This window comes from Pseudomonas sp. MD330_10 (genome assembly GCF_042610415.1).
Classification (GTDB): Bacteria; Pseudomonadota; Gammaproteobacteria; order Pseudomonadales; family Pseudomonadaceae; genus Aquipseudomonas; species Aquipseudomonas rhodesiae.
Window position 1 is genome coordinate 103,997 of sequence record NZ_JBHGZU010000008.1, and the last position, 17,465, is coordinate 121,461.

Annotated in this window: 17 protein-coding genes; 5 read left to right on the forward strand and 12 right to left on the reverse strand. The window is 61.1% G+C overall.

Going from position 1 to position 17,465, the window contains the following annotated elements; genetic code table 11:
- Positions 1 to 88: 88 nt before the first annotated feature.
- Together ACFZPT_RS15080 and ACFZPT_RS15085 are read right to left on the reverse strand one after the other, a co-directional pair.
- Positions 89 to 1,150, reverse strand: coding sequence for an FUSC family protein (locus ACFZPT_RS15080; protein WP_034114194.1), 1,062 nt, complete (start codon positions 1,148 to 1,150; stop codon positions 89 to 91).
- Positions 1,151 to 1,303: 153 nt separating this feature from the next.
- Positions 1,304 to 2,920 carry an NADP-dependent glyceraldehyde-3-phosphate dehydrogenase gene (locus ACFZPT_RS15085; protein ID WP_034098723.1) on the reverse strand — a complete coding sequence of 539 codons (1,617 nt, stop codon included), beginning with the start codon at positions 2,918 to 2,920 and terminating at the stop codon, positions 1,304 to 1,306.
- Positions 2,921 to 3,069: 149 nt separating this feature from the next.
- Here ACFZPT_RS15085 and ACFZPT_RS15090 point away from each other — a divergent pair, with 149 nt between their 5' ends.
- Positions 3,070 to 3,933: a Dyp-type peroxidase gene (locus tag ACFZPT_RS15090; protein WP_034098721.1), complete on the forward strand. Its 864-nt coding sequence runs from the start codon at positions 3,070 to 3,072 to the stop codon at positions 3,931 to 3,933.
- Between the two features lie 50 nt (positions 3,934 to 3,983).
- On the opposite strand, the gene ACFZPT_RS15095 is transcribed toward ACFZPT_RS15090, so the two are convergent.
- Positions 3,984 to 4,505, reverse strand: coding sequence for a DUF3087 domain-containing protein (locus ACFZPT_RS15095; RefSeq protein WP_034114191.1), 522 nt, complete (start codon positions 4,503 to 4,505; stop codon positions 3,984 to 3,986).
- 126 nt (positions 4,506 to 4,631) lie between these two features.
- Between ACFZPT_RS15095 and ACFZPT_RS15100 the strand changes: the two genes are divergently transcribed.
- Positions 4,632 to 4,811 (forward strand): hypothetical protein, encoded by a 180-nt coding sequence (locus ACFZPT_RS15100; protein ID WP_034098717.1) that lies wholly within the window; start codon positions 4,632 to 4,634, stop codon positions 4,809 to 4,811.
- 11 nt (positions 4,812 to 4,822) lie between these two features.
- A complete protein-coding gene (locus tag ACFZPT_RS15105) occupies positions 4,823 to 5,023 on the forward strand; it encodes a DUF6021 family protein (RefSeq protein WP_034098715.1) in 201 nt (66 codons plus the stop codon).
- 48 nt (positions 5,024 to 5,071) lie between these two features.
- On the opposite strand, the gene ACFZPT_RS15110 is transcribed toward ACFZPT_RS15105, so the two are convergent.
- On the reverse strand, positions 5,072 to 5,308 hold the full coding sequence (locus ACFZPT_RS15110; protein ID WP_034098712.1) for a DUF6555 family protein: 237 nt from the start codon (positions 5,306 to 5,308) through the stop codon (positions 5,072 to 5,074).
- A gap of 119 nt (positions 5,309 to 5,427) precedes the next feature.
- Between ACFZPT_RS15110 and ACFZPT_RS15115 the strand changes: the two genes are divergently transcribed.
- Together ACFZPT_RS15115 and ACFZPT_RS15120 are read left to right on the forward strand one after the other, a co-directional pair.
- Positions 5,428 to 6,267, forward strand: a complete 840-nt coding sequence (locus ACFZPT_RS15115; RefSeq protein ID WP_034114190.1) for an arylamine N-acetyltransferase — start codon at positions 5,428 to 5,430, stop codon at positions 6,265 to 6,267.
- Positions 6,268 to 6,391: 124 nt separating this feature from the next.
- Positions 6,392 to 7,144, forward strand: coding sequence for an outer membrane beta-barrel protein (locus ACFZPT_RS15120; RefSeq protein WP_034114189.1), 753 nt, complete (start codon positions 6,392 to 6,394; stop codon positions 7,142 to 7,144).
- 203 nt (positions 7,145 to 7,347) lie between these two features.
- Here ACFZPT_RS15120 and nuoN read toward each other — a convergent pair whose 3' ends face one another.
- Genes nuoN through nuoG form a run of 8 tightly spaced genes read right to left on the reverse strand, consistent with a single transcriptional unit; the run spans position 7,348 to position 17,343 of the window.
- Positions 7,348 to 8,811, reverse strand: a complete 1,464-nt coding sequence (nuoN, locus tag ACFZPT_RS15125; protein ID WP_034098709.1) for an NADH-quinone oxidoreductase subunit NuoN — start codon at positions 8,809 to 8,811, stop codon at positions 7,348 to 7,350.
- A gap of 7 nt (positions 8,812 to 8,818) precedes the next feature.
- Positions 8,819 to 10,351 carry an NADH-quinone oxidoreductase subunit M gene (gene nuoM, locus ACFZPT_RS15130; protein ID WP_034098707.1) on the reverse strand — a complete coding sequence of 511 codons (1,533 nt, stop codon included), beginning with the start codon at positions 10,349 to 10,351 and terminating at the stop codon, positions 8,819 to 8,821.
- Positions 10,352 to 10,390: 39 nt separating this feature from the next.
- A complete protein-coding gene (gene nuoL, locus ACFZPT_RS15135) occupies positions 10,391 to 12,244 on the reverse strand; it encodes an NADH-quinone oxidoreductase subunit L (RefSeq protein ID WP_034114188.1) in 1,854 nt (617 codons plus the stop codon).
- Positions 12,241 to 12,549 (reverse strand): NADH-quinone oxidoreductase subunit NuoK, encoded by a 309-nt coding sequence (gene nuoK / locus ACFZPT_RS15140; RefSeq protein WP_003174727.1) that lies wholly within the window; start codon positions 12,547 to 12,549, stop codon positions 12,241 to 12,243. The genes nuoL and nuoK overlap by 4 nt, the downstream gene beginning before the upstream one ends.
- A 2-nt stretch (positions 12,550 to 12,551) precedes the next feature.
- The gene (gene nuoJ / locus ACFZPT_RS15145; protein ID WP_016974048.1) at positions 12,552 to 13,055 is read right to left on the reverse strand and encodes an NADH-quinone oxidoreductase subunit J; all 504 of its coding nucleotides are present in this window, start codon (positions 13,053 to 13,055) and stop codon (positions 12,552 to 12,554) included.
- Between the two features lie 9 nt (positions 13,056 to 13,064).
- A complete protein-coding gene (gene nuoI / locus ACFZPT_RS15150) occupies positions 13,065 to 13,613 on the reverse strand; it encodes an NADH-quinone oxidoreductase subunit NuoI (protein WP_003174725.1) in 549 nt (182 codons plus the stop codon).
- Between the two features lie 11 nt (positions 13,614 to 13,624).
- On the reverse strand, positions 13,625 to 14,632 hold the full coding sequence (nuoH, locus tag ACFZPT_RS15155; RefSeq protein WP_017137518.1) for an NADH-quinone oxidoreductase subunit NuoH: 1,008 nt from the start codon (positions 14,630 to 14,632) through the stop codon (positions 13,625 to 13,627).
- Positions 14,629 to 17,343 carry an NADH-quinone oxidoreductase subunit NuoG gene (gene nuoG / locus ACFZPT_RS15160; RefSeq protein ID WP_034114187.1) on the reverse strand — a complete coding sequence of 905 codons (2,715 nt, stop codon included), beginning with the start codon at positions 17,341 to 17,343 and terminating at the stop codon, positions 14,629 to 14,631. The genes nuoH and nuoG overlap by 4 nt, the downstream gene beginning before the upstream one ends.
- Positions 17,344 to 17,465 lie beyond the last annotated feature (122 nt).

Consider the following 17,465-nt stretch of genomic DNA (forward strand, 5'->3'; position numbering starts at 1 on the left):
GAGGCTTCACCCTACGTCTCGGGATGTGAATAAAGCGTGAAAAATATGTAAGAGAAAGTGTGAATATCGTTTTGAGCGAAACAGACCTTCAGATTTTCCAGTGCCCCGCAGTTTTGCCTAGGCGCTGGCGCATGGCATCCACATTCGCCGCCAGTTGCAGCGTTAACAACCGATACCCATCCAGTGCGCTGTACACCGGCGCATCCAGCTTGGGCTCGCGGCCCGTGCCGGTACTTGGGCGCTCCAGTCGTTCGGTCATGCCGGATTTCAATGCCCGCGCCATCCCCACCAATTGCACACGGATCTGCCGATGCTCGGCCTTCAAGGCGGCCTGCATGCGGGCCATGGCTTGCTCGTCGCGTGGGTCGGGACGGGTGTTGCCGAGAATTTCCAAAGTGCTGATGCACAGGCGCAAGTGACGCTGGATGGCATCCAGTTCAGTCATGGAAATGCGCACTTCCTTGGATACCGACGGCATCAGCGAGCGCAGTTGCACCATTGCCGCGTTCAAACGGTTGAGCAGTTTGACGTGTTCATCATCGGTGACCGACTTTCCGCTGATGATCCGGCTGTAGATCTGCGCGCAGTCACGCAGAGCACTGGCCAGGTTATAGCGCCACGAATACACGGCATACAGCGGCAGGGCGAAGGAGAACGCCAGGGCCAGGACGATACCGATGAGAATATCCACGGTGCGCCACAACCCATCCGACAACGGGTTGTCACCGTGGCCGGCGACGATAAACACGGTGATCGCCGACAGCAGCGCGATATAACCGCCCTTGCCGATGGCGTGATAGGAGAAGAACCCGCACACCACCGACATCAACAGATAGGTCAGCAGCGGCAGGCCGAAGTAAGCCTGTTGCACCACCAGCAGCAGACCGACACTGGCACCGATCAAGGTGCCGTAGGCGCGTTCCACGGCTTTTTTGCCGATATTGCCGTGATGCTGCAGCCCACCGATCACGATCAACATGGTCACCGACGCCCATTCGCCATGGGGCAGGTTGATGCCGGTGGTCAGCAGGATCGTGGCTAGCAAGCCGATGGACACGCGCACGGCGTGGATCAGCTTGGCATGCCGGTAGCGGCGGTAGGGGTCGAGCAAGGGGCGCAACAGGCGCCGGGCGAATATCGGCAGATTCATTGATAACAAAGGACCCTCAATTCTCCAGATATAAACAATCCAAATGTGGGAGGGGGCTTGCCCCCGATGACTGTGGATCAGTAAAGAATCGGTTAGCTGACACAACCGCTATCGAATCCAAGCCCTCTCCCACATTGTTTGACCGAGGTGAACTTAGAAGATGTAGTCAGTGGTCAGGAAGCTTGAATCACGGTTGCGCAGGATCTCGCTGACCAGTGCCTTGTTGCTCTCTTGGAACTTGGTCGCCACCAGGGTGCGGATCGAAAACACGCGCAACGCGTCATGTACCGACAGCGTGCCTTCAGCCGAGTTCTTGCGCCCGTTGAAGGGGAAGGTGTCCGGGCCGCGCTGGCATTGGGCGTTGATGTTTATGCGCCCGACTTGGTTGGCAAAGGTGTCCACCAGGCGCCCGATGGCTTCGGCGTTGGTGCCGAACAGGCTGAGCTGTTGGCCGAAGTCCGAATCCAGAACGTAATCGATCACGGTATCCAGGTCGCGGTAGGGCACGATCGGCACCACCGGGCCGAATTGTTCTTCGTGGTAGACGCGCATTTGCGGATTCACTGGGTACAGCACCGCCGGGTAAAAGAACGAACCGCGACTGACCCCGCCATTGGCATTCACCACCTGGGCCCCGTGCTGCGTCGCGTCGGCCACCAGGCCGTTGAGGTAATCGACCTTACCCACTTCCGGCAACGGCGTCAGCGAAACGCCGTCTTCCCACGGCATACCGGGCTTGAGCGTCGCCAGGCGTGCGTTGAATTTTTCGATAAAAGCCTCGACCACCTCTTCATGCACGAAGAGGATTTTCAACGCGGTGCAGCGTTGGCCGTTGAACGATAGCGAGCCGGTCACCGCTTCGCTGACGGCATTGTCCAGGTCCACCTCGGGCAGCACGATGCCGGGGTTTTTCGCGTCCAGGCCCAGAGCGGCCCGCAAGCGGTGCGGCTTGGGGTGCAGTTTCTTCAGGTCGCTGGCGGCTTTGTTGGTGCCGATGAACGCAAAGATATCGATCTTGCCGCTGGCCATCAGCGCGCTAACGGTCTCGCGGCCGCTGCCATAGATCACGTTGATCACCCCGGCCGGGAAGCTGTCGCGGAACGCTTCCAGCAGTGGGCGGATCAGCAGCACGCCGAGCTTGGCCGGCTTGAACACTACGGTGTTACCCATGATCAGCGCCGGGATCAGGGTGGTGAAGGTTTCGTTGAGCGGGTAGTTGTAGGGGCCCATGCACAGCGCCACGCCCAGTGGCACGCGGCGGATCTGCCCGAGGGTGTCCTGTTCCAGCTCGAAGCGGCTGGAGCGGCGATCCAGCTCTTTGAGGGCGTTGATGGTGTCGGTGATGTAGTCGCAGGTGCGGTCGAATTCTTTCTGGGAATCCTTGAGGTTCTTGCCGATTTCCCACATCAGCAGCTTGACCACCCCCTCGCGCTGCTCGCGCATGCGCCGCAAAAACGCTTCGACGTGGCGGATGCGGTCAACCACGCGCATCGTCGGCCATTCGCCCTGGCCGCGATCGTAGGCACGCACGGCGGCGTCGAGGGCGGTGAGGGCGGTGTCGGCGTCCAGCAGCGGCGTGCTGCCGATCACCACACGTTGATCACCCAGTTGCACCGGGCTGTGCACTTGGGCCAGCGGGCCATTCCACACCCGCAACTGGCCGTTCACCAGGTAGTCACGCTGTTCGATGGGCGCTGCCAGGCGGTATTGCTCGGGGATGTCGGCGGTGGAAGTAGGAAACAGCTGAGCGAGCAAGGGCTGAGTGGTCATGGCGCTATCCCTGTAATAGTTACAAAACTTGACTGGTGCTTGACTAGAGAGTCACCCAACCAAGGGCTCTATGGCAAGGCTTGCGCGCTTTGCAGTACGCAGGGCGACTGGCGCCGGGTAAACTGCGCGCCTTTCTTGAAGGAGTTCATATGAGTCAGTACCAGTCGGGCATTCTTGCTGCACCGGTGCCGTTGCAGGCCCGCCATCTGTTTTTCGCCGTGGATTCCCTGGCCGCCGTTCCCGTTGCGCTGGACGCGTTGGTGCGGATGGCGGATGCGGCGGCGGTGGTCGGGTTGGGTGAGCCGCTGGTAACCGCGCTGGGCGTAACCATTGACGGCTTGCGGCCGTTTCCGACGATCAGCGCGCCGGGTGTGCACAACCCGTCCACCCAACAGGCGCTGTGGGTGTGGCTGCACGGTGTGGATCGCGGCGAACTGCTGCTGCGCAGTCGCGCGTTCGAGAAGGCGCTGGCTCCTGGGTTTCGCCTGGTGCAGTCGATTGAAGGCTTCCGCTACAAGACCGGCTTCGACCTCACCGACTACGAAGACGGCACCGAAAACCCTCACGACGATGCTGCCGTGGACGCCGCCTTGACCGACGGTGGCGCCAGCTTCGCCGCCCTTCAGCAATGGCAGCACGACCTCGATGGTTTCGCCGCGTTGCCAGCCCAGGAACGCGACCACATCATCGGCCGCCGCCACGGCGATAACGAAGAACTGGAAGACGCCCCCGAGTCGGCCCATACCAAACGTACCGCCCAGGAGAGCTTCACCCCCGAGGCCTTCGTGGTGCGCCGCTCCATGCCGTGGGCCGAAAATGGTCAGGCCGGCCTGATGTTCCTCGCCTTCGGCCATTCCTTCGATGCTTTCGAGGCGCAGCTGCGCCGCATGAGCGGCCTGGAGGACGGGATTGTCGATGGCCTGTACCGCATCAGTACGCCGTTGACCGGCGGTTACTACTGGTGCCCGCCGGTCCTGAACGGGCACCTGGACTTCAGCGCGCTGGCGGTCTGATCGCTGTCTGCCCTGGCAACCGCTACAGCGGTCATGCGCGCCGGTTTGCCTTAGGTACTTTTCACGCGGTCGAGCCAGGCAGGGTCCAGGCGGGTCTGGTCGGTGTCCAGCCCCAGCGCCTGCATCTTGCTGACGTGGGCCTGCATCTCACCGACCAACTGCGCCTGGGCGCTGGAGTTGGCGTCCAGCTCATGCATCTGGGTCAGCCCCAGGTGATAAAAGCGCAGTAGCTTCATGGCTGTCGGGTCATTGGCCTGCACTCCCTCGGTGACCTTGTGCATCACATTGGTCACGCTCATCAGACTGCGCTTGAGCTGCCAGCCATACACCGCTGGGGCCAGCCACGCCTGGCCCCAGAATGGGCCACGCACCAGAGCCAGGGTGATCAGCACACCGGCGAATACGCCGCCAACGTTGAAGCGGAAATTATCCCCGCCGGGTTCGCCGAACAGCGTCACCGCCAGGCTCGACAGCACCATGGCCAGGGCCAAGAACAGCACCGCCACGATCAGCGTGCTGCGGCGAGTCTGTTGGCGGTAGAGCGCGGGGTCACAGGGTTTGAGCTCGAACATCCGGGTCAGGTCTCTAGAGGATGGCGGGGTGGCATCATCGCACGTCAGGGCAAACAAGTTGAACGTTGGTGCGCGGGGCTTTCTCTAAATCGGTGCAGGCCACCCATTATGACGAGGTGAACCATCATGCCCGAGTACAAACAGCCACCGCCCGGCACGCCAGACCCCAACCGTACCCCCGGTGAGGAGGAGCGCGACAACGACGCTCTACGCCCCAATGATCCCGCGCATCGTCAGGACACCGACGATACGGAGCAAGCCGAGCAAGACCTGGAAACCCTTCACGATAAAGCCCGTCCGCTCTAGAGGAGATAGCCATGACCGCTCCAGACAAAGGCCCGCGCTCCAGCGAGCACGCCAGTGGCAAGGATGAGCTGGGTTTCGACCCGGACTCGCCGGATGTCGCCGATCCGCAGGTCGACCCCATCGGCCCGGCCATCGCGCCGCTGGACAAGGATAAGAAAGAACACCCGGAAAAAAAGCCGCCTTACGATCCGTTGGGCGACTTAAAGAAGTGATGCAGGCCCCGCTCGATTGAGCGGGGCTTTTTGGTTTAGGGGATGGGGTTATTTAGGCGGCATCCAGGTCACATTGGTGATGCCGTATTTCTCCGCCCAGGGGCGGGTGGTTTTTTTGACTTGCTCATGGCCCACGCGGCCAATGCGACTCACATGGGCAACGTCGGCGTCGACCGCCGCCCAATGCCAGGCCTCGGCGTTATTCATCACTTCGGCGCGTACTACAAAGGACTTCGGTTGACCGTGCAGCTGATAATTAATGGTGTAGATTTTTGCGGTACTCATGGTGCCTCCCTGACTTGTTATAAATGGATAGGAAGGCGTTTAAAAAGGTTCATTCAAAATGACAATCTGCACGCGGGCGCGGCATAGTGACGCCTTCGCCCGTGCTCAAGGACCGTGCCATGCCCCGTCTCACCCATTGCCAGCGCTACCTGCAACGCCTGGGCTACGACACTCCGCCACCGCCCACCCTGCAAACTCTGCAAGACCTGCAATTGCGCCATGTTTGCACCTTTGCCTTTGAGAGCCTGTCGACCCTGCTGCACCAGCCGGTACCGATCGATCTGCCGAGCGTCGAGCACAAAGTATTGTTCGAGGGGCGCGGCGGCTACTGCTACGAGTTGAACCAGATGTTTCTGATGCTATTGCAGGAATTAGGCTTCGACGCGCGCGGCATCACCGGCCGGGTTGTCATGGGCGGCCCGCCGGATGCGCGTACGGCGCGTACCCATCGTCTGAGCCTGGTGAACCTGGACGGAGTGCGCTACATCACCGACGTGGGCTTTGGTGGCATGGTGCCGAGCAGCCCGTTGCAACTCGATACCCAGGCGGCGCAGGCCACGGCGCATGAGCCTTATCGCCTGACATTCGATGCGCAGGAGAGCAGCTATACGCTGTGGGCCGAAGTGGCCGGGGAATGGCGCGGCTTATACGTGTTCGACCTGCAAGTGCAGGCCGACATCGATTACGAAATCGGCAACTGGTACGTCTCGACCCACCCTGGCTCGCCCTTTCTGGGGCAGCTCAAAGTCGCGCGGCTGGCCGTTGGGGAGCGGCACACGTTGAATAACGCGCATTACGCAATTCACTATCTGGACAGGCCCAGCGCCAAGCGTACGTTGCAACACAGCGATGAACTGCTGGCATTGCTACGCGACACGTTCGGCATTCAGGTGCCTAAGCACCCACGTTTGAACGACGCATTGGATGACTTGATTCGCGCAGGCCGCCAAGAGCCTTGATCTAGAGCGTTCGCTGAACCGTTTTACCTCCAAAATCAGGTGAATTTTTTCGAACCTTTTGCGCGCGCGGAGGTTCGAAGCGGTTCCTGAATAATTTGTCCACCTGACAAGGAGATGTAAAACGATGTCCAAACTATTCGGATCATTCCTCAAAAACGCCTCGCTGCTTGCGCTGGCCACCGCGCCGGCGATGGTGTTCGCAGCGCCGTCCACCGACCCGATTTCCATCTTCGGGCTGCAGGGCAGCTACAACGATTTCAAACTCGAAGGCGGCAGCCAGAGCGACAAGGACCACATGCCCGAAGCGGGCCTGTTCTACAACTTCGGCAACAAGCTTACCGCTGAGTCCGGTTTTATCTACCAAGCCGGCATCGAAGCTAAATACGGCGAGAAGAGCGACAACAAACTCAAGGAAGGCCAGGCCGATCTGGACCTGGGCTGGCGTGCCGCGCTGGATGCGCGCAACTTTGTCGATGTGATCGTGGGCGGTGGTTACAGCTGGACCCGCTACGAGCCAGAGTCCAACGGCAATGACCTTGAGCTGACCGCCAAATCGCCATTTGCCAAGGCGGCACTGGGCTACAACCACCAGTTCGATGACATGACCCTGCGAGTTGAAGCCGGCGCTCGTCACACCCTCGACGGCCGCGTCAAAGTCAAGGTTGACGGCCTGGGCAGCGATTCCGTCGATCTCAAGGACCGCACCAACCCGTACGCGGAAGTCAGCCTGCTGATGAACCAGAAAGGCAACCTGCCTGTGATGGCTGGCCTGTACTACACCCGCACCGAATACAAACTGGATGAAGACTCCCCCGTGGCCGACAACACCAAACTCAAGCGTGACGAGTATGGGTTCAAGGTCGGTATCGCGTTCTAACCCGTTTGTAGTGAGCTGACTGATTGGATAAGAGGGGCTTTTGTGGTGACTGAGCTTGCCCCGCGCCGGGCTGCGTAGCAGCCCCACCAAAGGCACTGCTAAACCCAGCTTGGCATTCCACTGCAAATCTCCAACCCAATCCCCACAATGCAAAAACGGCGCCCGAAGGCGCCGTTTTTGTTTACTCACTTCCCGCTAAGCGATCAAACACCCAGCACCGCGTGCTGCACCAAGGTGAGCAACGGCTGTGGGTAGACGCCGAGGAAGAAGGCGAGCAGGGCGATGGCCAGCAGCATCACGCCGCCGGCTTTCTGTTCCCAATGCAGCTCGGCATCCACACGACGCAGGTTCGGCTCGATCAGGTACAGGGTGACCATCACGCGCAGGTAGTAGAACACGCCGATGGCGCTGCCCAGAATCAGCGAGGCAACCAGCCACCACTCATGGGCTTCGACACCGGTAGCGATGATGTAGAACTTGCCGATAAAGCCTGCGGTCAGCGGGATACCGGCCAGGGACAGCATCATCACGGTCAGCACAGCGGTCAGGTACGGACGGCGCCAGAACAGGCCACGGTATTCGTACAGAGCGTCGGCGTCACGGCCCTTGTAAGGGGACGACATCAGAGTAATCACGCCGAATGCGCCAAGGCTGGTGATCACGTAGGTGACCAGATACACACCGATGGCTTCCACGGCCAGGCCTTTGCTCGCCACCAGGGCGATCAGCAGGTAGCCGAAGTGGGCGATAGACGAGTAACCCAGCAGACGCTTGAGGTTGTTTTGAGTCAGCGCCAGCAGGTTACCGAACAGGATCGACGCAATGGCGATCACGGTCAGTACGTTGCTCAGCACGCCGGTGTTGGCAGCGGGGGAGATCTGGAACAGACGCACCATCACCGCAAACACTGCCACTTTCGACGCGGTCGCCAGGAACGCAGCCACCGGCGCCGGGGCGCCTTCGTACACGTCCGGGGTCCACAGGTGGAACGGCACCAGCGACAGTTTGAAGGCCAGGCCGATCAGCATCATCGCCAGGCCCAGTTGGGCGATCGGTGCAGGCATGTTGGTGGCGGCCAAGGCATGACCGATACCGGTGAAGCTCAGGCTGCCGGCTTCGGCGTAGAGCAAGGCCATACCGAACAACAGGAACGCGGAACCGGCGGCCGACAGCACCATGTACTTGATGCCGGCTTCCAAAGAACGCTTGTTGAAGAAGGCATAGGCCACCAGGCCATACGTCGGGATCGACAGCAGTTCCAAGCCGATGAACAGGCCTGCCAGGTGCTGGGCGCTGACCAGCACGATACCGCCGGCCGCAGCCAGCAGGATCAGCAGGTACAGCTCTTCGCGGTTGCCCGGGTAGCCGGTGCCGCCTTCGCCGAGGTAGGCGTGGGCGAGGGTGACGCACGCCAGGGTGGCCACCAGGATCAACGCGATGTACAGCAGTGCGAAGTCATCGATCATCATCAGCGGGGTGACCGCCAACGGCGCGACCTTAAGGGCCGGAATGATCGACAGCAGGGCCAGGTTCAACCCGGCACAGGACAGCAGGAACGTTTGCGAGTGATTGCGGCGCCAGGCGATCGCCAGCATCACCACCACGATGGTGAGGCTGGTGATCAGCAGCGGCGCAAGCGCGATAAAGTGTTGGATCGTGAATTCCATAGCGCTCTTACCGGGCCGAAGCGAGTTGAGAGAAGGCGGTGCCGAACCACTGCTGCACGCCATGCATCGTTGCGGCAGAAGTGTCCAGGAACGGTTGCGGGTACACGCCGATGTAGATCAGCAATACCGCAAGACCGAGCACCATGATCAGTTCGCGCGCATCCATCCCTTTGAGGACAGTGTCGGACTTGGCGGGGCCGAAGTAAGCGCGGTGGATCATGATCAGCGAGTAGACCGAACCGAACACCAGGCCGGAGGTGGCGATGGCGCTGATCCAAGGCGTTTGTACGAACGCGCCCATCAGGATCAGGAATTCGCCGATGAAGTTGCCGGTGCCCGGCAGGCCCAGGGACGCGGCGGCGAAGAACAGGCTGATCGCCGGCAGGTAGGCAATGCGCGACCACACGCCACCCATCTCGCGCATGTCACGGGTGTGCAGACGCTCGTACAGCTGACCACTGAGGATAAACAGGGCCGCGGCCGAAACGCCGTGAGCCAGCATCTGGATCACTGCACCTTGCAGCGCCAGTTGGCTGCCGGAATAGATGCCGATCAGTACGAAGCCCATGTGGGAAACGGACGAGAAGGCAATCAGACGCTTGATGTCGGTTTGCGCGAAGGCCAGGAACGCACCGTAGAAAATCCCGATCAGACCGAGGGTCATGGCGATCGGCGCAAATTCGGCCGAAGCATTCGGGAACAGTGGCAGGGCGAACCGCAGCAGACCATACGCCGCGGTCTTCAACAGGATACCGGCCAGGTCCACGGAACCGGCGGTCGGTGCCTGGGCGTGAGCGTCCGGCAACCAGGAGTGGAACGGCACCACCGGCAGCTTCACCGCGAAGGCGATAAAGAAGCCCAGCATCAGCACGTACTCGGTGGTCAGGGACATCTTGGTCTTCAACAGGTCGGCGTAGTTGAAGGTAATCACGCCGGTGTTGTTGAAATTGACCAGCACCAGACCCAGGATCGCCACCAACATGATCAAGCCGGAAGCCTGAGTGAAGATGAAGAACTTGGTCGCCGCGTAGATCCGGGTTTTCTTGCCGTCCGAAGAACTGTGACCCCAGAGCGCGATGAGGAAGTACATCGGCACCAGCATCATTTCCCAGAAGAAGAAGAACATGAACAGGTCGAGGGCGAGGAACACGCCGACCACACCGCCCAGGATCCACATCAGGTTCAGGTGGAAGAAGCCCACGTGACGCTGGATTTCTTTCCAGGAGCAGAGTACCGAGAGGATACCCAGCAGGCCGGTCAGCAGGATCATCAACAGCGACAGGCCGTCGAGGGCCAGGTGCACATTGATGCCGAAGCGCTGGATCCACACGTGCTTGAATTCAAGCGCGAAGGTGGGATCGACACCCGGTGCCGGAGCAAATGAATAGTCGCCATGGGCCCACAGCCAGAGGCCGAGCGCGAGTTCCAGGGACATGGTCAGCAACGCAATCCAGCGGGGGAGGGTGGCGCCGAAGCGTTCACCCATCCAGCAGAGCAGGCCGCCGATAAAGGGGATCAGGATTAGCCAGGGCAGAATCATGACGGGCTCGTTTCCTTTCGCAAGTTCGCAAAGTTCATATCAGACCGCTACCACTACGATGGCGCCGATCACCAGCACGGCGCCAGCCGCCATGGAAGCCGCATACCAACGCAATTGGCCGGTCTCGCTGCGGCTCAGGGCGGTGTGACCGCCTTTGGCTGCGCGCGGGATCAAACCAATGGTCTGGTCGAGCGGGTCTTTACGCAGCACATGGCTGATGGCCAGGTACGGCTTGACGAACAGTTTGTCGTAGATCCAGTCGAAGCCCCAGGCAGCGAACCACCAGGCCGACAGGAAACGGCCGATGCCACTGTTGGCCACGGCGGTCACGAAGCGGCGCTTGCCGAGGAACAGCAGGGCTGCCAGCAGGATACCGGCAATGGCAATGGCGCCCGAGGCGATTTCCAGGCTGTGCTTGGCGTCGCCGCCGGCATGGCCGACGCTTTCCGGCAGTACACCGGCCAGTGGCGGGGTGATCATGGCGCCGATGAAGGTCGACAGGATGATCAGCACCGACAGTGGCAGCCAGTGGGAGATGCCATGGCCTGCGTGCGCTTCGGTCTTGGCTTCACCATGGAAGGTGATGAAGATCAGGCGGAAGGTGTAGAGCGAGGTCATGAAGGCACCGACCAGGCCTGCGTACAGCAGGTTCTGGTTACCGCTGGCAAAGGCTTCCCAGAGGATTTCGTCCTTGGAGTAGAAACCTGCGGTCACCAGCGGCAGGGCGGCCAGGGCGGCACCACCGACGATGAAGCTGGCGTAGGCCAATGGCAGTTTCTTCCACAGGCCGCCCATTTTGAAGATGTTCTGCTCGTGGTGGCAGGCGACGATTACCGCACCGGAAGCGAGGAACAGCAGGGCCTTGAAGAAGGCGTGGGTCATCAGGTGGAAGATCGCCGCGTCCCAGGCGCCGACGCCCAGGGCCAGGAACATGTAGCCGATCTGGCTCATGGTCGAGTAGGCGAGGATACGCTTGATGTCGGTCTGCACCAGCGCGGCGAAGCCGGCCAGTACCAGGGTCACGCCGCCGACCAGGCCCACCAGGTGCAGGATCTCCGGCGCCAGGGTGAACAGGCCATGGGTACGGGCGATCAGGTAGACACCCGCGGTCACCATGGTTGCGGCGTGGATCAGGGCCGACACCGGGGTAGGACCGGCCATCGCGTCCGCCAGCCAGGTCTGCAGGGGCAGTTGCGCGGATTTACCCACGGCGCCGCCCAGCAGCATCAGGGTCGCCAGGGTGATCCAGAAGTCACCGACCTGGAATTTCTGCGGCGCCAGTACCAGCAGTTCCTGGATGTTCAGCGTGCCCGCCTGTTGGAACAGGATGAACAGGCCGATGGCCATGAACACGTCGCCGATACGGGTGACGATAAACGCTTTAAGTGCGGCGTTACCGTTGTTGCGGTTGCTGTAGTAGAAACCGATCAACAGGTACGAGCACAGGCCCACGCCTTCCCAGCCGAAGTACAGGAACAACAGGTTATCGCCGAGCACCAGGAACAGCATGCTGGCGATAAACAGGTTGGTGTACGAGAAGAAGCGCGAGTAGCCCGCTTCACCGCGCATGTACCAGGACGCGAACAGGTGGATCAGGAAACCCACGCCCACCACCACGCCAAGCATGGTGATCGACAGGCCATCGATGTAGAGGGCGAAGTTGGGCTTGAAGCCCTCCACCGACATCCACTGCCACAGCACCAGGGTGTAGTGACCGCCTTCCGGCGGCGCCACGTTGAATTGCCAGATGACGTAGGCGGCGACGATCGCCGACAGGCCAATGGACCCCACGCCGATCAAGGCCGAAAGGTTTTCCGACCAGCGCCCGCGAGAGAACGACAGCAGCAGGAACCCGATCAGGGGAAACAGGAAAGTCAGAAAGATCATGTTCATCCGCGCATCTCACTGGCAGCGTCGATATCAAGCGTGTGGAAGCGACGATACAGCTGCAGCAGGATCGCCAGGCCAATACTGGCCTCGGCCGCTGCCAGGCTGATCACCAGGATGAACATGACTTGTCCATCCGGCTGGCCCCAACGTGCACCCGCAACGATGAAGGCCAGTGCTGCGGCGTTCATCATGATTTCCAGGCTCATCAACACGAACAGAATGTTACGGCGAACCATCAGGCCGACCAGGCCAAGGCAGAACAGGATGCCGGCGACCGCCAGACCATGCTCCAAAGGGATAGCAGGCATCGTCATTGCTCCTTGGCTTCGTTGCGGCCCAAGTGGAAGGCGGTGACGGCTGCGGCGAGCAGCAGCATCGACGCCAGTTCGACCACCAGCAGGTACGGGCCGAACAGGCTGATGCCCACGGCTTTTGCATCCACAGTGGTGTGGCCGATGGCCTGGCCGCTCTGGTGAGCGAACAGTACATACAGCAGTTCACCCAGCAGCAGAGCCGCGAGGACAACCGGGCCGAGCCAGATGCCGGGCTTGAGCCAGACGCGTTCCTGGGCGACCGAAGCCGGCCCCAGGTTGAGCATCATCACCACAAACACGAACAGCACCATGATGGCGCCGGCGTAGGCGATCACTTCCAGTACACCGGCGAACGGTGCGCCGAGGCTGAAAAAGGTCATGGCCACGGCGATCAGGGAAATGATCAGGTAGAGCAGGGCGTGCACGGGGTTGGTGTTGGTGATCACGCGAAGCGTGGACACAACCGCGATACCCGATGCGAAATAGAAAGCGAATTCCATCTTTCTTCCTTAAGGCAGCAAGCTCTTCACGTTGATCGGCTCGGCTTCGTTTTGTGCGGCGCCTTTTGGCTTACCGGCAACGGCCATACCTGCAACACGATAGAAGTTGTAATCAGGGTTTTTACCGGGACCAGAGATCAGCAGATCTTCTTTCTCGTACACCAGGTCCTGACGTTTGAACTCGGCCATCTCGAAATCCGGTGTGAGCTGGATCGCGGTGGTCGGGCAAGCTTCCTCGCACAGGCCGCAGAAGATGCAGCGCGAGAAGTTGATGCGGAAGAAGTCCGGGTACCAGCGACCGTCTTCGGTTTCAGCTTTCTGCAGGGAGATGCAACCCACCGGGCACGCCACGGCGCACAGGTTGCAGGCAACGCAACGCTCTTCGCCATCGGGGTCGCGGGTCAGTACGATGCGGCCGCGATAGCGCGGCGGCAGGTACACCGCTTCTTCCGGGTATTGCAGGGTGTCGCGTTTGCGGAAGCCATGGCCGAAAACCATCACCAGGCTTCGCAACTGGGTACCGGTACCCTTAACGATGTCGCCAATATATTTGAACATGGGTCAAATCCTCACTGAACCGCGCCCGCTGGCGTGTTCAACAACACAACGGCAGCAGTCACCAGCAAATTGATCAGGGTCAGCGGCAGGCAGAAGCGCCAGCTGAAATCCATCACCTGGTCATACCGTGGACGCGGAATGGAAGCGCGCAGCAGGATAAACAGCATGATAAAGAACGCGGTCTTCAGGAAGAACCAGAAGAACGCCAGCTGCGGCAGGATGCCGAACGGACCGTGCCAGCCGCCGAAGAACAGCGTGACCAACAGGGCCGAGATCAAGATGATGCCGATGTACTCACCGACGAAGAACATGCCCCACTTCATGCCGGCGTATTCAATGTGGTAACCGTCGGCCAGTTCCTGTTCCGCTTCCGGCTGGTCGAACGGGTGACGGTGCGTCACGGCCACGCCAGCGATGAAGAAGGTACAGAAGCCGAAGAACTGCGGAATGATGAACCACAGGTTCTGCGCCTGGTACTCGACGATGTCGCGCATGTTGAACGAGCCGACCTGCACCACGATGCCCATCAGCGCCAGGCCCATGAACACTTCGTAGGACACGGTCTGGGCCGAGGCCCGCAAGCTACCCAGCAGGGCGAACTTGTTGTTGCTCGACCAGCCGGCGAACAGCACCGCGTAGACCGACAGACCGGCCATGGCAAAGAAGAACAGCAAGCCGATGTTCAGGTCCGCCACGCCCCAGGTCGGGGTGATCGGGATGATCGCGAAGGCGATCAGCAAGGCGCTCATGGCCACGACCGGTGCCAGGGTGAAGATCACCTTGTCGGCAAACGGTGGGGTCCAGTCTTCCTTGAAGAACATCTTCAACATGTCGGCGGCGATCTGGAACATGCCGAATGGGCCAACGCGGTTCGGGCCGTAACGGTCCTGCCACCAGCCCAGCAGGCGACGTTCGACGAAGCTGAGCAGGGCGCCCGCCACGACCACGGCCAACAGGATCACGATGGCCTTGACGACCGAGATGATCACGTCGATCACTTCAGGGGTGAACCAGGTCATTGCGCTGCCTCCTGCAGACCGTCAACGGTTTTGCCGAAGATCGCCGGCGGGATGCCGGCGAGGCCTTTAGGCAGTGCAACCAGGCCGGCACTCAGCTCTTCGTTGATACGCAGCGGCAGACGCAGGGTCTGGCCGGCAACGTTCAAGCTCAGCAGGGCACCGTCGTTGACACCCAGGCGGTCGGCTTCGGACTTGGCCATGGACACGTAGGCGGCGGGGATGCGCTCCTGAACCGGTGCGGCCTTGGAAGAGTTCTCCTCGCTGCCGAACAGGTGGAAGAACGGCACGACCTGCCAGGTGCCCGGGGCCGGGTTGAAAGGACGCGGGACCGCCGCGAACCAGTTCAGCGAATCGCCCTGGGTTTCGATCAGGCGAGTGCCTGGGTCGCCGGCGCGGATGTGGCCACCGACTTCGTCCTGGAACTTGTTCCACGCCTGTGGTGAGTTCCAACCTGGCGACCAGGCGAACGGCACTTGCTGACGCGGTTCGGCCGAACCCGAATAACCTTCCATGGAGAAGGCGAACGCGGTGTCGTTATCTTGCGGCGTACGTGGTTCATGCACGCTGATATCGGCGCGCATGGCGGTACGACCGGAATAACGCAGCGGCTCACGGGCCAGTTTCAGACCCTTGATGCGGAATGCAGCGGACGGCGCGGCGTCGACGATACGTGCCAGTTGCGGCGCGCTCGCGGCAGTGGCGGCGGTGACGTGGTCGAGCTGGGTCCAGTCGATTGGCCGATTCAGCAGGGTGGAGCGCAGGGCATGCAGCCAGCGCCAGCCTTCATGAATCAGGATGCTGGCGTCCATGTACTTCGGATCGAACACCTGGAAGAAGCGCTGCGCACGGCCTTCCTGACTGACCAGGGTACCGTCGCCTTCGGCGAAGGTGGCGGCTGGCAGTACCAGGTCGGCACGGTCGCTGGTGGCAGTCTTCTGGTGGTCGGCGACGATCAGCACCTTGGCGGCGTTCAAGGCGGCGTCCACCTTGGCCGCGTCGGTGCGGGTATACAGATCGTTTTCCAGCACCACGATGGCGTCGGCGTTGCCGTCGATCACCGTTTGTAGCGCGGCATCCACGGATTCGCCACCAAGCATGGCCAGGCCGAGGCTGTTGGCTTCCGGTACCACCAGGCTGATGGAGCCGTTCTTGTCGCGCAGTTTCAAGGCCTTGGCGATGTTGGCGGCGGCCTCGATCAGCGCCTTGGAACCCAGCGAGGTGCCGGCGATGATCAGCGGACGTTTGGCGGCCAGCAGCGCGTCGGCGATGCGTTGGGCCAATTCGACGGCTTCGGTGTCCAGGCCGTCGACGGCAGGGGCGCTCGCGTCCAGGGCATGAGCCACGGCGAAACCGAGGCGGGCCAGGTCGTCGGGGGCAGCGTGCACGCATTCTTCTGCGATATCGTCGAGCTTGGTTTCCGCCAGGCTAGCGATAAACAGTGGGTTCAGCGCGTGCTGGCCGATGTTTTTCACGGCGGCGTCGAGCCAAGGCTGTACGCGCATGGCGTCGGCCATCTCTTCAGCTTTGCCTTTGACCGACTGACGCAGCGACAGCGCGATACGCGCGGCGGTCTGGGTCAGGTCTTCGCCGAGCACGAAGATGGCGTCGTGGTCTTCGATGTCGCGCATGTTCGGCACCGGCAGCGGGCTGTCGTTCAGCACCTGCAGGACCAGGCGGATACGCTCCAACTCACCGGCTTCGATACCGCTGTAGAAGTGCTCGGCGCCGACCAGTTCGCGCAACGCATAGTTGCTTTCGAGGCTGGCGCGTGGCGAGCCGATGCCGACAATCGTGCGGCCGCGCAGCAGATCGGCGGCTTTATCCAAGGCTTCGTCGGTGCTCAGCTTCGCGCCGCCGGCCAACAGTGGCTGGCGTGGGCGGTCTTCGCGGTTGACATAGCCATAGCCGAAACGGCCACGGTCGCACAGGAAGTACTGGTTGACCGAACCGTTGAAGCGGTTTTCGATGCGACGCAGTTCGCCGTAACGTTCGCCCGGGGAGATGTTGCAACCGCTGGAGCAGCCATGGCAGATGCTCGGGGCGAATTGCATGTCCCACTTACGGTTGTAACGCTCGGAGTGAGTCTTGTCGGTGAACACACCGGTCGGGCAGACCTCGGTGAGGTTGCCGGAGAACTCGCTTTCGAGCACGCCGTCTTCGACGCGACCGAAGTACACGTTGTCGTGGGCGCCGAATACGCCAAGGTCGGTGCCGCCGGCGTAGTCTTTATAGAAGCGCACGCAGCGGTAGCAGGCGATGCAGCGGTTCATCTCGTGGGAGATGAACGGGCCGAGGTCCTGGTTCTGGTGGGTACGCTTGGTGAAGCGATAGCGGCGCTCGTTGTGGCCGGTCATCACCGTCATGTCCTGCAGGTGGCAGTGACCGCCTTCCTCACAGACCGGGCAGTCGTGAGGGTGGTTGGTCATCAGCCACTCGACGACACTGGCGCGGAACGCCTTGGATTCTTCATCGTCGATGGAGATCCAGGTGTTGTCGGTGGCTGGGGTCATGCAGGACATGACGATACGACCACGGGTGTCGTTCTCGTCGGTGTATTGCTTGACCGCACACTGGCGACAGGCACCGACGCTACCAAGCGCGGGGTGCCAGCAGAAATAAGGGATGTCGAGGCCTAGTGACAGACACGCCTGTAACAGGTTGTCCGCCCCATCGACTTCGAGCGCTTTGCCGTCTACGTGGATAGTGGCCATGGTTCAAAGTTCTTCGTTGGCCCGTTGTCAGCGGGCGTGGCTAATGGAATCTTGTTATTCATGTGCATCTACACAGCCTTAAAGGCGTCAGCACATGACAAGGCGAAGGGCACGGACCCTTC

Bases quoted from the DNA above. Each gene is read 5' to 3' on its own strand.
- nuoG (WP_034114187.1), bottom strand. From the start codon at position 17,343: ATGGCCACTATCCACGTAGACGGCAAAGCGCTCGAAGTCGATGGGGCG.
- nuoJ (WP_016974048.1), bottom strand. From the start codon at position 13,055: ATGGAATTCGCTTTCTATTTCGCATCGGGTATCGCGGTTGTGTCCACG.
- ACFZPT_RS15080 (WP_034114194.1), bottom strand. From the start codon at position 1,150: ATGAATCTGCCGATATTCGCCCGGCGCCTGTTGCGCCCCTTGCTCGAC.
- ACFZPT_RS15085 (WP_034098723.1), bottom strand. From the start codon at position 2,920: ATGACCACTCAGCCCTTGCTCGCTCAGCTGTTTCCTACTTCCACCGCC.
- ACFZPT_RS15110 (WP_034098712.1), bottom strand. From the start codon at position 5,308: ATGAGTACCGCAAAAATCTACACCATTAATTATCAGCTGCACGGTCAA.
- ACFZPT_RS15105 (WP_034098715.1), top strand. From the start codon at position 4,823: ATGACCGCTCCAGACAAAGGCCCGCGCTCCAGCGAGCACGCCAGTGGC.
- ACFZPT_RS15095 (WP_034114191.1), bottom strand. From the start codon at position 4,505: ATGTTCGAGCTCAAACCCTGTGACCCCGCGCTCTACCGCCAACAGACT.
- nuoL (WP_034114188.1), bottom strand. From the start codon at position 12,244: ATGAACATGATCTTTCTGACTTTCCTGTTTCCCCTGATCGGGTTCCTG.
- ACFZPT_RS15115 (WP_034114190.1), top strand. From the start codon at position 5,428: ATGCCCCGTCTCACCCATTGCCAGCGCTACCTGCAACGCCTGGGCTAC.
- nuoK (WP_003174727.1), bottom strand. From the start codon at position 12,549: ATGCCTGCTATCCCTTTGGAGCATGGTCTGGCGGTCGCCGGCATCCTG.
- nuoH (WP_017137518.1), bottom strand. From the start codon at position 14,632: ATGACCTGGTTCACCCCTGAAGTGATCGACGTGATCATCTCGGTCGTC.
- nuoI (WP_003174725.1), bottom strand. From the start codon at position 13,613: ATGTTCAAATATATTGGCGACATCGTTAAGGGTACCGGTACCCAGTTG.
- nuoM (WP_034098707.1), bottom strand. From the start codon at position 10,351: ATGATTCTGCCCTGGCTAATCCTGATCCCCTTTATCGGCGGCCTGCTC.
- ACFZPT_RS15090 (WP_034098721.1), top strand. From the start codon at position 3,070: ATGAGTCAGTACCAGTCGGGCATTCTTGCTGCACCGGTGCCGTTGCAG.
- ACFZPT_RS15120 (WP_034114189.1), top strand. From the start codon at position 6,392: ATGTCCAAACTATTCGGATCATTCCTCAAAAACGCCTCGCTGCTTGCG.
- nuoN (WP_034098709.1), bottom strand. From the start codon at position 8,811: ATGGAATTCACGATCCAACACTTTATCGCGCTTGCGCCGCTGCTGATC.
- ACFZPT_RS15100 (WP_034098717.1), top strand. From the start codon at position 4,632: ATGCCCGAGTACAAACAGCCACCGCCCGGCACGCCAGACCCCAACCGT.